Origin of the sequence: Phaeobacter piscinae (genome assembly GCF_002407245.1) — a bacterium.
Taxonomy (GTDB): Bacteria; Pseudomonadota; Alphaproteobacteria; order Rhodobacterales; family Rhodobacteraceae; genus Phaeobacter; species Phaeobacter piscinae.
The window spans coordinates 59,987-74,178 of record NZ_CP010681.1; the positions used below are offsets into that span (position 1 = coordinate 59,987).

The following is a 14,192-nucleotide window of genomic DNA, read 5'->3' on the forward strand; positions in this document are numbered from 1 at the left end:
TTTGTCTTTACCTTTTGGTATGACAGGCCGGTGTGGGGTTAGGCAAGCGTGTCCTCAGCAGCCGACACGCCAGAAGCCACGGTTTGTGTCGGCATCATGGGTGGCCAGGGGCGACCTGCGTCCGCCTCGCACCAAGCCTTGATCCAATCGGGCATCTCCGGCGCGGCACGGTCGGTGCGACCGATGGTTTTCAGCACCTCCTGCGGCGAGACGATCCCCTTGGCGTCGGTGATCGCGGTGCGCAGCATCACGTGGCTGGCGCAGTCACCATTGGATTTCCACATGGATTGTTCCAGATAGATGAAGCGATCGTCCCAGGCGACCGCGCGGCTGCGCATCTCAAACCGTTCAAACCCGCGAATGCGGCGGCGGAACCGGACGGTGGTGCCCGCAACCGTCATGCCCCAGCGACGGCTGCGCAAAGCCCCGATCAGGCCGACACGCTGCGCCAGCATGGTGCGGCCCAGATCATAGAGCGTCATCGCACGACCGTTGTTCAGCTCCATCCAGATGTCCAGATCCCAAGGCCAGCAAATGTGGCGCGAGACATGGGTCTCAGTCAGATCCAGCGGCGGCATCCGCCGGGCAACCAGCAGATCCTTGATCAGGCGGACGATGGGAAACATGGGAACGATCTCCTGTATAATGTACCCGTGTTGCCATGTGTTTACAGCACGTCAACCGCAACCTCGCGGCAGTCTTGCGATTTTGCGCGGGCACGCTTACCTGTGAACAGGCTCCAAAAAGGGAAATTAAAGAGATGCTGTCGCTGTTTCAAATTCTGATGCTGATCCTGGACATCGTCTGGTTCTTCATCATTGCCCATGTGATCATGAGCTGGCTGATCAATTTTCAGGTTCTAAACCTCAATCAGCAATTTGTGGCGCAGGTCTGGTATGGTCTGAACCGCTTGTTAGAGCCGCTATATGCCCCCGTTCGCCGTATCCTGCCGAATATGCAGGGGCTGGATCTGGCGCCGCTGGTGGTGTTGATCGCGGTTTACGCGCTGCGGATCATTCTGACCAACAATATCGCGATGTTCTACTAGGCCGACAAGCCGCAGCGCCGCTGGTCAGAGAGATCATGCGCGTTTCGATCTACAATTGGACCGCCACGGCATGGGCCGCTGGCGGTCTTTTCTGTCTGTGCGGCATTCTGCATAGGGGGTCCGGCCCTTGCCGCCTGAATCTGGTTGTGGGATTGTGACGGTAAGACGAGCAGATCACCAAAAACGAGGCCCACCGCCCCCATGTCCGCAGTTTCGCCGGAAATGACCGCCCCCAGTGGTGCGACGTCACCTGCCGTGTCCGCAACCGATGCAACACCGCTGTTGCGCGAGATCTTCGGCTTTGACGGGTTTCGCCCCGGTCAGGAAGAGATCGTTGATGCGGTGACGGCTGGCGAGAATGTTCTGGCGATTATGCCAACCGGCGGCGGCAAATCCCTGTGTTTCCAACTGCCCGCACTGCTGCGCGAGGGGATTACGGTGGTGATCTCGCCATTGATAGCGCTGATGCGGGATCAGGTGCGGGCACTGCAGGAGGTGGGCGTGACCGCCGGGGCGCTGACTTCCGGCAATACCGACGAAGAAACCGAAGCGGTCTGGCAGTCCATTGAGGAGGGGCGGCTGAAGCTTCTGTATATGGCGCCGGAGCGTCTGGCCTCGGGGGCGGCGATGGGCATGTTGCGGCGCATCGGTGTCAGTCTGATCGCGGTGGATGAGGCGCATTGCGTCAGCCAGTGGGGGCATGATTTCCGCCCGGATTACCTGCGTATCGGGGAATTGCGACGAGCCTTGGATGTGCCTTTGGCAGCTTTTACCGCGACGGCAGATCAGGAAACCCGCGAGGAGATTGTCGAGAAGCTGTTTGATGGTGAGGCGCCGCGCAGTTTCCTGCGGGGGTTTGATCGGCCCAATATTCATCTCGCCTTTGCCACCAAAGACAGCCCGCGCCGACAGATCCTGGAGTTTGCGGCCGCGCGAAAAGGCCAGTCCGGTATCGTGTATTGTGGCACCCGCGCCAAGACCGAAGCACTGGCGGCGGGGCTGCGCGAGGCGGGCCACGCGGCCTGCTACTATCATGGCGGTATGGACGCGGAGGATCGGCGCGGCGTGGAGACCCGCTTTGCCCGCGAGGATGGGTTGATTGTGGTGGCAACCGTTGCCTTTGGCATGGGGATCGACAAGCCAGACATTCGCTGGGTTGCCCATGCGGATCTGCCCAAATCCATCGAGGCCTATTATCAGGAAATCGGCCGTGGTGGCCGGGATGGCGCGCCTGCTGAGACGCTGACCCTGTTCGGGCCGGAGGATATTCGCCTGCGCCGCAGCCAGATTGACGAAGGGCTGGCGCCTGCGGAGCGGCGCGGGGCAGACCACGCGCGGCTCAATGCCTTGCTGGGGCTGGCGGAGGCGCTGAAATGTCGGCGGCAAACCCTGCTGGCCTATTTCGGCGAGGCGGCTGAACCCTGCGGCAATTGTGATCTCTGTGACCAGCCCGTGGATGTGTTCGACGGCACCACGGCGGTGCGCAAGGCGCTGTCGGCGATCCTGCGGACCAATGAGACCTATGGCTCGGGGCATCTGATCGACATTCTGGTGGGCAATATCACCGACCGAGTGCGCGACAAGCGGCATGATGATCTGTCGGTTTTTGCCTGCGGCAAGGAATACGGCAAACGACAGTGGCAGGCGGTGTTCCGGCAGATGATGGGGCATGATCTGGTGCGCCCGGATCCCGAACGCCATGGTGCCTTGCGGATGACCGAGGCGGCGCTGCCGGTGCTGCGCGGAGAGCAGGACATTGCGCTGCGCCGCGACACCATCAGTTCGGCCAAGCGCAGCCCTGCGGTTAAGGCGCTGGTGTCTGATGAGGACGCGCCGCTGCTGTCGGCGCTGAAAGCCAAACGCCGCGCGCTGGCGGAGGCACAAAAAGTGCCGGCCTATGTCATTTTCCCGGATCGAACCCTGATCGAGATGGCCGAAACACGTCCCGATACGCTGGACAAGATGGCGCGGATTGGCGGTGTCGGCGCCAAGAAGCTCGAGCGCTATGGCAGTGCATTCCTGGCGGTGATCACTGGCGAGAGTGAGGCGCTGCATCCGATGCGGCGCAAGTTGGCCGGGCGCGATGCCGGGTCGCTTTATGATGCGCTGATGGAGACGCAGACCCGTCTGGCGCGGGGCGATGACGGCACCGACAAACCGCTCAGCTGTTCCGCAGCGCAACTGGCGAAACTGGCGCAGATGCGTCCACAGGACGAAATGGCGATCACAAGGCTGTTAGGGGAGCGCCGCGCCGAACGTTTTGCGGCGGCGTTTCTGGACGTCCTGCGCGGCGCGGGCTAGGTCTTGTCCAGAACAAACGGGGGCAGAAAATGCTGGTAGTGACTTCTCCGGCGAAAAAGCTGGACTGGAGCGAACGCGACGCAGATATGACGTGGCCCGCCATGCATGACGCGGCGGTGGAGCTGGCGTCGGTGGCGCGCGATCTGTCGGTCGCCGATCTGATGAAGCTGATGCATATCAGCGAGGATCTGGCAAAGCTGAACTATGAGCGGTTCCAGAGGTTTGCGGTTGATCCTGGCGCGGATGACATTCGCCCGGCGGCGCTGGCCTTTGCGGGCGATACCTATCAAGGGCTGGAGGCGGTGTCGCTGGAGGCTGAGGAGATGGGGTGGGCGCAGGATCACTTTCGCATTCTGTCGGGCCTATACGGTCTGTTGCGGCCGCTGGACGCGATGCAGGCCTACCGGCTGGAGATGGGATCGCGTCTGAAAACCGAGCAGGGCAAGACCCTTTATGACTATTGGGGGCGTGCGATCTCTGATGCGCTGAATGCGCAGGGGGAGGCCGTGGACGGCGATGTGCTGGTGAACTGTGCCAGCCAGGAATATTTCGGGGCCGTGGATCGTGATGCGCTGAAGCTGCGCGTGGTGACGCCGGTATTCATGGAAGACAAGAACGGGACGCCCAAGGTTGTCAGCTTCTACGCCAAGCGGGCGCGGGGCGCGATGGCGCGGTACATCATTCAGAACCGGCTTACCGATCCCGCGGCATTGCTGGATTTTGACAGCGGCGGCTATCGCTACATGCCGGAGATGTCGCAGCCGGATCAGCCGGTGTTTCTGCGCGCGGGCTGATCGCAAGAGGAGCAGGGGACTGCCGGGTCAGGCGGCACCAGTCTGGGTGATCGTCTCGTGGGTGAGCGGCGCTGCCTCCGCCGGGAGATAGGCGTGAATGCGTTCATGGATCAGCGCCTTGCGCAGGGGTTTGGTCAGGTAATGATCCAGCCCTGCAGCGAGAATGCCATCGGAATCACCGGCCATGGCATGGGCGGTCAGCGCGATGATCGGGACGTAGGTGCCCGTGCCGTGTTCCAGCGCGCGAATTTTCTGGGTTGCTTCCTTGCCATCCATGACGGGCATGGAAATGTCCATGAAGATCAGATCCGGCTGAAATGACTGATATGCCTCCAGCGCCTCTATCCCGTTGCTGACAAATTGCAGGTCTATGTTCAGATCCTTCACCATCTTGCGGAAGACAAGCTGGTTGGTGCGATTGTCCTCTGCAGCCAGCACCCGCATAAGCCGCTGCGTCGGGCGCGTGCTGACGGCGGCGAGAGGAGGGGGCGCGGCCGGAGTAGGCTGGGGTGGATCGGGATCTGTTGCGACGCTGCTCAGCTCTGGTGGTGTCACCACGGTTTCGGGAGCGGCAGAGGGGCCGGTCGCTGATCCGCGGCCGGGCAGTTCGACCAGCCTCTGGAACAGCTCATCCCGCTGGATCGGTTTCAGAAGCACGCTGTCCGTCACCGATTGTACATCTGAATTGCTGGATGCAGTGGGATCGCTGCTGAGCATCAGAATCGGCACCTGCGCAAAAGGTCCAGAGCGCAGTTTCTGTGCCAGTTCGATACCATTCTGATCTGGCAATTGTTCGTCGCAGACCACCAGATCAACATCGTCTGGCATGCCGGCAATCGCAGCGGCGCCGTTGTCAAATACCGTGACTTCCAACCCCAGCATGGCCAATTGTTTGCTGAGCACATCGCGCATCACCGATTGCGAATCGATGACGGCGATCTGGCACAACCCCTTGGGCAGGGTGGGGATACTGGTGGAGGCGCCTTCCGCCAGCGGCAGTTCCATGCGGAAGCCAAAGCAGGATCCCTTGCCCTCCTGGCTTTCGACCCAGATCTCACCGTCCATCAATTCAATCAGGCGTTTGGAGATCGCAAGGCCAAGGCCGGTGCCCTCAAACTGGCGATTGCGCTCATCCTCGACCTGATTGAACTCGCCAAAGATGTCCTGAACCTTCTCCTCTGGGATGCCGATGCCGGTGTCTTCGATCGTGACGTGGATTGAGGAGACTTTGTCATCCGCATTGGAGATGCCGGTGATTTGCAGCGCGACATGCCCCTCGGAGGTGAATTTTACCGCGTTGCCCACGAGATTGGTAAGAACCTGACGAATGCGTCCGGGGTCCCCGACAAAGCTGGTTGGCAGGAACAGGTCATAATCCAGCAGCAGTGTCAGCCCCTTGTCCCGCGCGGTGGGCTGCAACAGCATCAGCACCTCATGGACGCTACGTTCCAGATCAAAGGGTTCGGGGTGCAGCTGCAGTTTCTGCGCTTCGATTTTGGAATAATCGAGCACGTCATTGATGATGACCAGCAGCGCCTCTCCGGAATTCTTGATCGTGTTGGCGTAGAGCTGCTGTTCCTCGCTCAAATTGGTGTCGCTGAGCAGCTCCGCCATGCCGACAACCCCATTCATCGGGGTGCGAATCTCGTGGGACATATTGGCAAGGAAAGCGGATTTTGCTCGGTTTGCAGCCTCAGCCCGTTCACGGGCGGCCTGCAACTCTTCCTCATATTGAACGGTAGAGGTGATATCGAGCGCAAGGCTGACCATATCACCACCGTGGCCACGTTGATCCAAGAGCCGCAGGTAGCGATCATCCCACATCCGCACGACCACCGGTTCCGGGGAGGGGGACAACCAGCGTTCCGACATCTGCGCGCGCCAGTGATCCGGGTCCTGTTCGCCGGTGTTGACCAGCCCCTCATCGGTGAGGATCTGCAGGATCCGCACGTAGGAGACGCCCGGCGTCACCTCCTCCAGACCGTCGAACAGATCGAGATAGGCGGTATTGGCGCCAATCAGTTTGCTGTCTGAATCAAAAAAGGCAAACCCATCCTGAAAGGCTTGGATCGAATGCCAGAGACGACGCTCGGCGCGCTCAACTTTCTCATTGGCAGTCGAGAGATCCGATTTCACCTTGGCATTTTCGTCGCGGACAGTGGCCACTTCCGCTTGCGTGACACCAATTTGCCGGGTCAGGGCCAGGGCATGGCGCCCCAGTTTGCGGTTGGCTGCCGAAAGCTCCGCCTGCTTTAGCTCAAGCAGGCGTTCCGCCGCGAGACGCGCGCGTCGTTCTTCCGTCAATCTGTCAGCAAGGTTCATCCCTGCGAACTCCACATAAAACCAACACGACTTGTCCGCCCTAGTCTGGGGGGCAGAGATTAAATTGAGATTAGCCCATCTGTTACGCTGCGATATCTTGCCATGGCGTTAACCCCATGCCAGCCTTGAGACAGGTTTGGAGGGTTCCATGGTACGCGTTCTTGTTCCGTTTATTGTAGTTTTGTGCGGTTTGATAGTTCAACCTTTAGTTGCATATGCTGATTCATTTTTTCCTGAAACCAGATACGTCGTACGACGTGACACCGATCATTTTGGCGCTGACTTGGGGGCGCTATTTGACACTGATTTGCGTAGCTGTGCACGGGCCTGTTCGGCACAGGTGGATTGCGTCGGGTTCGCTTTCAACAGCCGATCGAACGCCTGTTTCCCGAAATCCGCGATGGATCAGCCATCGTCCTATGAAGGCGCGTTTTCGGCGCATAAGCTAACCGGTAGCCGCGCCCAGAGGCAGGCGGCGGAGGTGCGGGCCGCTGCACTGAAGGGGGTGCAGAAAAATGACCTAGCGCAGGCGGCAAAACAGGCTCAAAACCTTGGGTTGCGCTTTCCCATAGGGGGAGGCAGCGTTGATGAACTGGTTGCGGCGGCGCAGAGCGCGTCGCCCGCGACAGGCTTGCGTTGGATTGCGGAAGCGGTGGTGCTGAGTGACCGGAGCGATCTGTGGCTGGACTATGCCCGGCGGCTGTTGCGGCAGGAGGTGCAAGGATCGGCGCAGCGGCGCGCCCATGAGGCGGCCCTTTCGGCGGCGCTCAACAGTTATCTGCGTGGCCCGGATGATGCCGCTGAGGCGCAGGCTCTGGCCACTGCGGCCAGGGCATTGGAACAGCTGGGGCGCGGGCGTGCTGCGCTGGCAGTTCTGCGGCTGGCGGCTGAGCGGGACAACAGCCCGAAACTGGCGGCCCGTCTGGACGACGCAATTGCCAAATTTGGATTTCGGGTCACCGGAAGCCGGGTAGAAAGCGACAGCGCATCGCCCCGTATATGTGTCGAATTTTCCGAAGATTTGGCACCAAGCGGGGTCGTCTACGATGATTTCATCAAGCTGGCGGATCCGCGTCTGGTGGCTGAGTCGGCGGGGCGGGAGCTTTGCGTGGATGGGGTCGATCACGGCACCCGCTACCGGCTGACGCTGCGCCGGGGGCTGCCTGCCGGCAGCGGTGAGACATTGGCCAAGGATGTGACGCTGACCCATTACGTGCGGGATCGCGGGCCGAGTGTCCGATTCTCCGGTCGGTCTTACGTATTGCCCAAGGGCGATCAGGTGGCGGTGCCGGTGGAGACGGTGAATGCCACCACGCTGGAGCTGCGCCTGCGCCGTGTCAGTGACCGCAATCTGCTGCGCAGTCTGCAGGAGGACTACTTTGCCCGACCGCTGTCGCAATGGCAGGAGGAACAGTTCGCCAGCGATATCGCCGAGGAGATCTGGAGCGGCACCGCCGAGGTCTCGCAGACATTGAACCAAGCGGTGACCACACGACTGCCGCTGGATCAGGCGCTGGCGGATCAACCGGTGGGGATCTACGCACTGAGTGCGCAGCTGCCCGGCGCCGACCCTTATGAGAGCCCGGCCGCGACCCAGTGGTTTGTGCTGACCGATCTGGGGCTGAGTACGATGCTGGGCAGTGACGGGTTGCATGTGCAGGTGCAGGGGCTTTCCGATGCTGCGCCGCGTGCTGGTGTGCGGGTAGAGCTGATCTCCAACGCCAACGCCGTCTTGGGAACTTCGGTGAGTGATGCCGAGGGCTATGCGCAATTTGATGCGGGTCTGACCCGTGGACAGGGCGCGTCTGCTCCGGCTGTCCTGATGGCGCAAACGGGCGCGGCAGGTGAGGCTGCCGCTGATTTTGCCTTTCTTTCGCTGCGGGATGCCGCCTTTGACCTGTCGGATCGGGGCGTTGAGGGGCGCGTGGCGCCAGGGCCGGTTGATGTGTTTTTGACCACGGATCGCGGCGCCTATCGTGCCGGAGAGGTGATCCATGCCACAGCCCTTGCCCGTGATGCGACGGCGCAGGCGATCGCGGGCCTGCCGTTGATCGCGGTTCTGACCCGCCCCGATGGGGTCGAATATGCCCGGCTGATTTCGGATCAGGGGGTGGCTGGCGGGCATGTCTTTGCGCTGCCGGTGGGAGAGACCGCGCCACGTGGCACCTGGCGGTTGTCGATCCTGTCTGATCCCAAAGCACCGGCACTGGCTAGCCGACAGATTCTGGTTGAGGATTTTCTGCCTGAACGCATTGATTTCACCCAGACTCTGACAGCCGCGACTGGGCAGGCGTTGCGCCCCGGTACCAGCAGCCCCTTGCGGATTGAGGCGCGGTATCTGTTTGGTGCGCCGGGCCGGGATCTCAGTATCGACGGCGAGGTCACGCTGCGCCCGGCGGATCAGGTGGCGGGCTGGGACGGCTACCGCTTTGGCCGCTACGACGATGTAGTATCCCCACAAAGCCGCCATTTCGGCGGCGCGCGGACGGATGCGGAGGGGATCGGGACGCTTTCGGTGGCACTGCCCGAGATTGAGGCGCTGGGGCAGCCGCTTGTCGCGGAGGTGACCACTCGTCTGAGTGATGGCAGCGCCCGTCCGGTTGAACGGCAGCTGAGCGTGGCCCTGCAGCCGTCCGGCCCGGTGATTGGCATCAAACCGCTGTTTGAGGATGTTGTCGCAGAGGGCGATGCGGCGCGGTTTTCCATTGTCGCGCTGGCTCCGGATGGCAACCCGCAGGATATGTCGGTCACGTGGACGCTGAACCGGGTGGAAACGCGCTACCAGTGGTACCAGCTTTATGGCAACTGGAACTGGGAGCCGACGACCCGTCGCAGCCGTGTTGCAACCGGCGCGGCACAGGTGAATGCCACCACGCCACTGGTGCTGGAGCAGCCTGTTGATTGGGGCAGGTATGAGTTGGTGGTGGAGCATCAGGGCGTGCCTCATGTCGCGGCGTCCAGTGATTTCTATGCAGGCTGGTACTTCCCGGACGAAGGGGCGGATACGCCCGACCAGCTGGAGGTGTCCTTGGATCGTGACAGCTATGAGCCGGGGGATACTGCACGCCTGCGCGTGGTGAGCCGCGCGGCCGGAACCGCACTGGTGTCGGTGATGTCGAACCGGTTGATCAGCCGCCAGATGGTCGAGGTACCTGCGGGGGAAACCGTGGTCCCGCTGAATGTTACCGCTGATTGGGGCAGTGGCGCCTATGTCTCTGCCATGGTGGTACAGCCGCTGGAGGGCAAGGCGGATCAAAGCCCGACCCGGGCGCTGGGGCTGGCGCATGCAACGGTCATCCGCCCCGGACAGGAACTGCAGGTGGCGCTAGACCTGCCCGAGGTGGCCCGGCCACGCAGGACCGAGCTTGCCAAGGTTGAGGTGCGCGGCACCGCCCCCGGTGAAGAGGTCTGGCTGACACTGGCGGCGGTTGATCTGGGGATCCTCAATCTGACCGGATTTCAGAGCCCGGATCCATCGGCACATTACTATGGCCAGCGACGGCTGGGGATGGAGCTGCGCGATTTATACGGACGGTTGATTGAGACTAGCACCGGGGCGCTTGGCCGGGTGCGTTCGGGCGGGGATGCGGGCGCGGGAATGCGGTTGCAGTCGCCACCACCGACGCAGGATCTGATGGCCGTGTTTTCCGGCCCGGTGAAGCTTGACGCGGAGGGGCACGCCGAGGTGCCGATCGCGCTGCCGCCCTTTAACGGAACGGTACGGGTGATGGCTGTGGCCTGGTCGCAGGGTGCGGTGGGTCAGGCCGCCGAAGACATGCTGGTTCGGGATCCGATTGTGGTCAGTGCATCGGCACCGCGGTTTCTGGCGCCGGGCGATAGCAGTCGGGTGCAGATCGAGGTCACCCATGCGGACGGCCCTGCTGGTCGGCTGGAGCTTGCGGCCCGCACCCTTGGAGCGGGGCTGGAGATCGGGGCGCTGCCCCAAACGCTTGACCTGGCGCCGGGCGGCAGCGAGACCGTGATCCTGCCCATTGCGGCGCTGTCCGTTGGCGACCCGGAGATAGAGCTGACGCTGACCACGGCTGAGGGCGAAACCCTGATCCAAACGCTGCGCCTGCCGGTGCGGGCCAATGATCCAGCGGTTGCGACCACCCGCCGTTTCCAGTTGGCGGCGGGGAACAGTTTCCTATTCTCCTCTGACGTCTTTACCGGATTGCGACCAGAGGGCGCGCGCGCGGTGATGTCTGCGGGGCCACTGGCGCGATTTGATGTGCCGGGGCTGCTCAACGGGTTGGATCTCTACCCCTATGGTTGCACCGAGCAGGTGACCTCGCGCGCATTGCCGTTGCTGTATCTGTCATCGGTGGCAGAGGCCGCGGGACTGGGGAATGCGCCTGAGGTCACCGCAAAGATCGACGGCGCCATTCGGCAGGTGCTGGCGCGGCAGGCCAGCAACGGTGGCTTTGGCCTGTGGCGCGCCGAAAGTGGTGATTTCTGGCTGGATGCCTATGCCAGCGATTTTCTGAGCCGAGCACGGGCGCAGGGCTATCAGGTGGCCGACACCCGGTTCCGTCAGGCGCTGGACAATCTGCGCAACCGGGTCAACTACGCGCCCGATTTTGACACGGGCGGTGAAGATATCGCCTATGCTCTGTTGGTTCTGGCCCGCGAGGGCGAGGCGGCAATGGGGGATCTGCGCTACTATGCGGATGTGAAAGCGGGCGATTTCGCCACGCCGCTGGCGGTGGCGCAGGTGGGGGCGGCTCTGGCGACCTATGGCGATCAGCGTCGCGCAGATCAGATGTTCGCCCGTGCCGCTGCGATGCTGCAAGGCGCTGATCCCGATCCAACCCTGTGGCGCACCGACTATGGCAGCCTGCGCCGCGATCAGGCCGGGGTTCTGGCCCTGGCCAGTGAGGCCGGGTCCGACGCGGTGGATCGTCGCGCCCTGAGTGCGGGGTTGGTCGCGGAGGGTCGGGGGCTCTCCACACAGGAAAGCGCCTGGACGCTGATGGCGGCCCATGCGCTGATTGGTGGGGATGGCGGATCCGGGTTGCTGGTCAATGGGCAAGCCGCAGATGGCCCCATGGTTGAGGTGCTGGACGGTAGCCAAGATCAGGACCCGCTGGCGTTGACCGCTGCCTCCGGTAGGGATGTGGACATCACGCTGACCACGCTGGGTGTGCCGCTGGTTGCGGCCCCTGCGGGCGGAACCGGCTACAGCATCGAACGCAGATATTATTCGATGGAAGGTGAGGCGCTGGCGCCGGATCAGTTCACCGTTGGCGACCGGTTTGTCACGGTGCTGCGGGTGGTTCCGTTTGAGCCGGTTGGCGCAAGATTGATGGTCAATGATCCGCTGCCTGCGGGGCTGGAGATCGATAACCCGAGCCTGCTGCGCTCCGGTGATGTGCGCGGTCTCGACTGGCTCACGCTGAGCGAGGCCCGCCATGCCGAGTTTCGTGCGGATCGGTTTCTGGCGGCGATCGACCTGCGGCGTGGGCGCGATGGAGAGGCGGGCTCGCCTGTGACGCTGGCCTATGTGGCGCGCGCAGTCACGCCGGGTCTGTTCCATCATCCGGCGGCCTCGGTTGAGGATATGTATCGGCCTGCCTATCGCGCTCGCACCGCGACGGGCCGCGTCCAGGTCCGGTGATCCGCCCGTTGGCTCCGGCCTGGCGTCGTTTCCGGCGATGGCGTTGGATCACTGCAGCGTTGATTGGCCTATGTGCGGTCGCGGTGATCGGCGGTGTGGCCTTTGATGATTGGGTCAAGAAGACGCCGATGCCCGCGACGCTGGCGGAGATCGCGACAGAGGTTCGCGACCGCAACGGGCAATTGCTGCGGGCCTATCCGGTGGCGGATGGGATCTGGCGCATGGCTGTGACGGTGGATCAGGTCGATGCGGGCTATCGCGCGATGTTGCTGCGATATGAGGACAAGCGATTCTATGACCACAGCGGTGTCGATGCGCTGGCGTTGTTGCGGGCGGCGGCACAGGCCCTGTGGCGGCGGCGGGTGGTCTCCGGCGGGTCAACGCTGAGCATGCAGGTGGCGCGGCTGTTGGAGGATGGCAGTACCGGGCGCTGGGCGGGCAAGCTGCGGCAGATCCGGCTGGCGCTGGCGTTGGAACGCCGCCTCAGCAAGGCGCAGATTTTAGCGCTGTATCTGATCCACGCGCCGTTTGGAGGCAATCTCGAAGGGGTGCGGGCGGCGAGCTATGCCTGGTTCGGCAAGGAGCCGTCGCGGTTGACCCCGGCAGAGGCTGCGCTGCTGGTGGCGTTGCCGCAGGCACCTGAGGCGCGTCGCCCGGATCGCGCGCCGGAAAAGGCACGGCTGGCCCGCGACCGGGTGTTGCAGCGGATGCGTGATGCCGGGGTGCTAACGGCTGACGCAGCAGAGGCCGCAGCGCGGGCGGCGATGCCACGGCGCATGCGGGGTTTTCCACAGCTGGCGCCACATCTGGCGGATGATCTGGTGGCAAAGACACCGGAGCAGGCGCGGATTGATCTGACCCTTGAGGCGGGACTGCAGCAGCGTCTGGCGCAGCTGCTGACGCAGAGTGTGGCGCTGCAGGATGCGAGGCTCTCGGCGGCGGTGCTGGTGGCGGACCACCGGAGCGGCGAGATCCTCGCTTCTGTCGGATCGTCCGGGTACCGCGATGATCTGCGGCAGGGGTTTGTTGATATGACACGCGCCCCACGGTCCCCCGGATCGACGCTGAAACCGCTGGTCTACGGTCTTGCCTTCGATCAGGGGCTGGCCCATCCCGAGACACTGATCCACGATGGTCCGATTGATATTGATGGCTATGCACCGCAGAATTTCGATGGCCGCTTTCGGGGGGATCTGCGAATCCGGCGGGCGCTGCAGCTGTCGCTGAACACACCGGTGATACAGCTGATGCAGGCATTGGGCCCGGCGCGGCTGATGGCGGCGTTGCGGCGAGGCGGCGCGCACCCCCGGTTGCCCGGTGGCAAGCCAGGGCTGGCGGTGGCGCTCGGTGGGGTCGGCGTGTCGCTGCGGGATCTGGTGCAGGTTTACGCGGGGCTGGCGGCTGGTGGGCAAAGCCCCCGGCTAAGGGCGCGTCTGGATGCCCCTTACGAGCGGATGCCGCGTCTGATGAGCAAGGTCTCCGCCTGGCAGATCGGCGATATTCTGCGCGGCGTGCCACCTCCCGCCGGGGCGCCTGCGGGTATGGTGGCCTATAAAACAGGCACATCCTACGGGCACCGCGATACCTGGGCGATCGGATGGGATGGACGCTACGTGGTGGGTGTCTGGCTGGGGCGGGCGGATGGCACACCGGTGCCAGGAGCCTTTGGTGCGGAACTGGCGGCGCCCCTGCTATTTGAGGCCTTTGGGCGGATTGGTCGTGGGTTTACACCTTTTCCAGCTGCACCTGCCTCGACCCTGCGCGTTGCGACGGCGGAGTTGCCGCTGCCATTGCAGCGCTTTGACAGGGGGGGTGTTGGTGGCCCGCCCGGCGCGCGGCTGCAGCTGGCCTTTCCTCCGGATGGGGCGGCTCTGCTGCTGGCGGAGGGCGGGCAGATGACCCTGCGGATCAAGGGCGGCGAGGCGCCGTTTCTGGTGCTGGCCAATCAGACGCCTGTGGTGACCGGTGCCCGCCGTCGCAGCATCGATTTGCCGGGACTGGACCGCGGGTTTTCAACGCTGGTGGTGGTCGATCGTAACGGCCGGTCGGATCAGGTGCGGGTGCGCATCACCCGCCCCGACGAGTAATTTTCAGGGAGCTGTCCGGTTCC

The 14,192-nt window shown here is 63.2% G+C and carries 7 protein-coding genes; 5 read left to right on the plus strand and 2 right to left on the minus strand.

Translation table 11 applies throughout. The features are described 5' to 3' along the window. Window positions 1–38: 38 nt before the first annotated feature. Window positions 39–626, minus strand: coding sequence for an acyl-CoA thioesterase (locus phaeop14_RS00275; protein WP_040171682.1), 588 nt, complete (start codon window positions 624–626; stop codon window positions 39–41). A 134-nt stretch (window positions 627–760) separates the two neighbouring features. On the opposite strand from phaeop14_RS00275, the gene phaeop14_RS00280 reads away from it, so the two are divergent. From phaeop14_RS00280 to yaaA, 3 genes are all read left to right on the plus strand, one after another. Further along, window positions 761–1,048, plus strand: coding sequence for a YggT family protein (locus phaeop14_RS00280; protein WP_014873231.1), 288 nt, complete (start codon window positions 761–763; stop codon window positions 1,046–1,048). 222 nt (window positions 1,049–1,270) lie between these two features. Then, window positions 1,271–3,349 carry a DNA helicase RecQ gene (gene recQ, locus phaeop14_RS00285; RefSeq protein ID WP_193438263.1) on the plus strand — a complete coding sequence of 693 codons (2,079 nt, stop codon included), beginning with the start codon at window positions 1,271–1,273 and terminating at the stop codon, window positions 3,347–3,349. Window positions 3,350–3,378: 29 nt separating this feature from the next. Further along, the gene (yaaA, locus tag phaeop14_RS00290) at window positions 3,379–4,143 is read left to right on the plus strand and encodes a peroxide stress protein YaaA (RefSeq protein WP_096788405.1); all 765 of its coding nucleotides are present in this window, start codon (window positions 3,379–3,381) and stop codon (window positions 4,141–4,143) included. Between the two features lie 27 nt (window positions 4,144–4,170). Here yaaA and phaeop14_RS00295 read toward each other — a convergent pair whose 3' ends face one another. Further along, window positions 4,171–6,465 carry a response regulator gene (locus phaeop14_RS00295; RefSeq protein WP_040171677.1) on the minus strand — a complete coding sequence of 765 codons (2,295 nt, stop codon included), beginning with the start codon at window positions 6,463–6,465 and terminating at the stop codon, window positions 4,171–4,173. Between the two features lie 148 nt (window positions 6,466–6,613). On the opposite strand from phaeop14_RS00295, the gene phaeop14_RS00300 reads away from it, so the two are divergent. Both phaeop14_RS00300 and pbpC read left to right on the plus strand, forming a co-directional pair. Continuing rightward, window positions 6,614–12,082: an alpha-2-macroglobulin family protein gene (locus tag phaeop14_RS00300; protein ID WP_420874965.1), complete on the plus strand. Its 5,469-nt coding sequence runs from the start codon at window positions 6,614–6,616 to the stop codon at window positions 12,080–12,082. A gap of 59 nt (window positions 12,083–12,141) precedes the next feature. Beyond that, complete coding sequence (gene pbpC / locus phaeop14_RS00305) at window positions 12,142–14,169, plus strand: penicillin-binding protein 1C (RefSeq protein WP_096788406.1); 2,028 nt, start codon at window positions 12,142–12,144, stop codon at window positions 14,167–14,169. Window positions 14,170–14,192 lie beyond the last annotated feature (23 nt).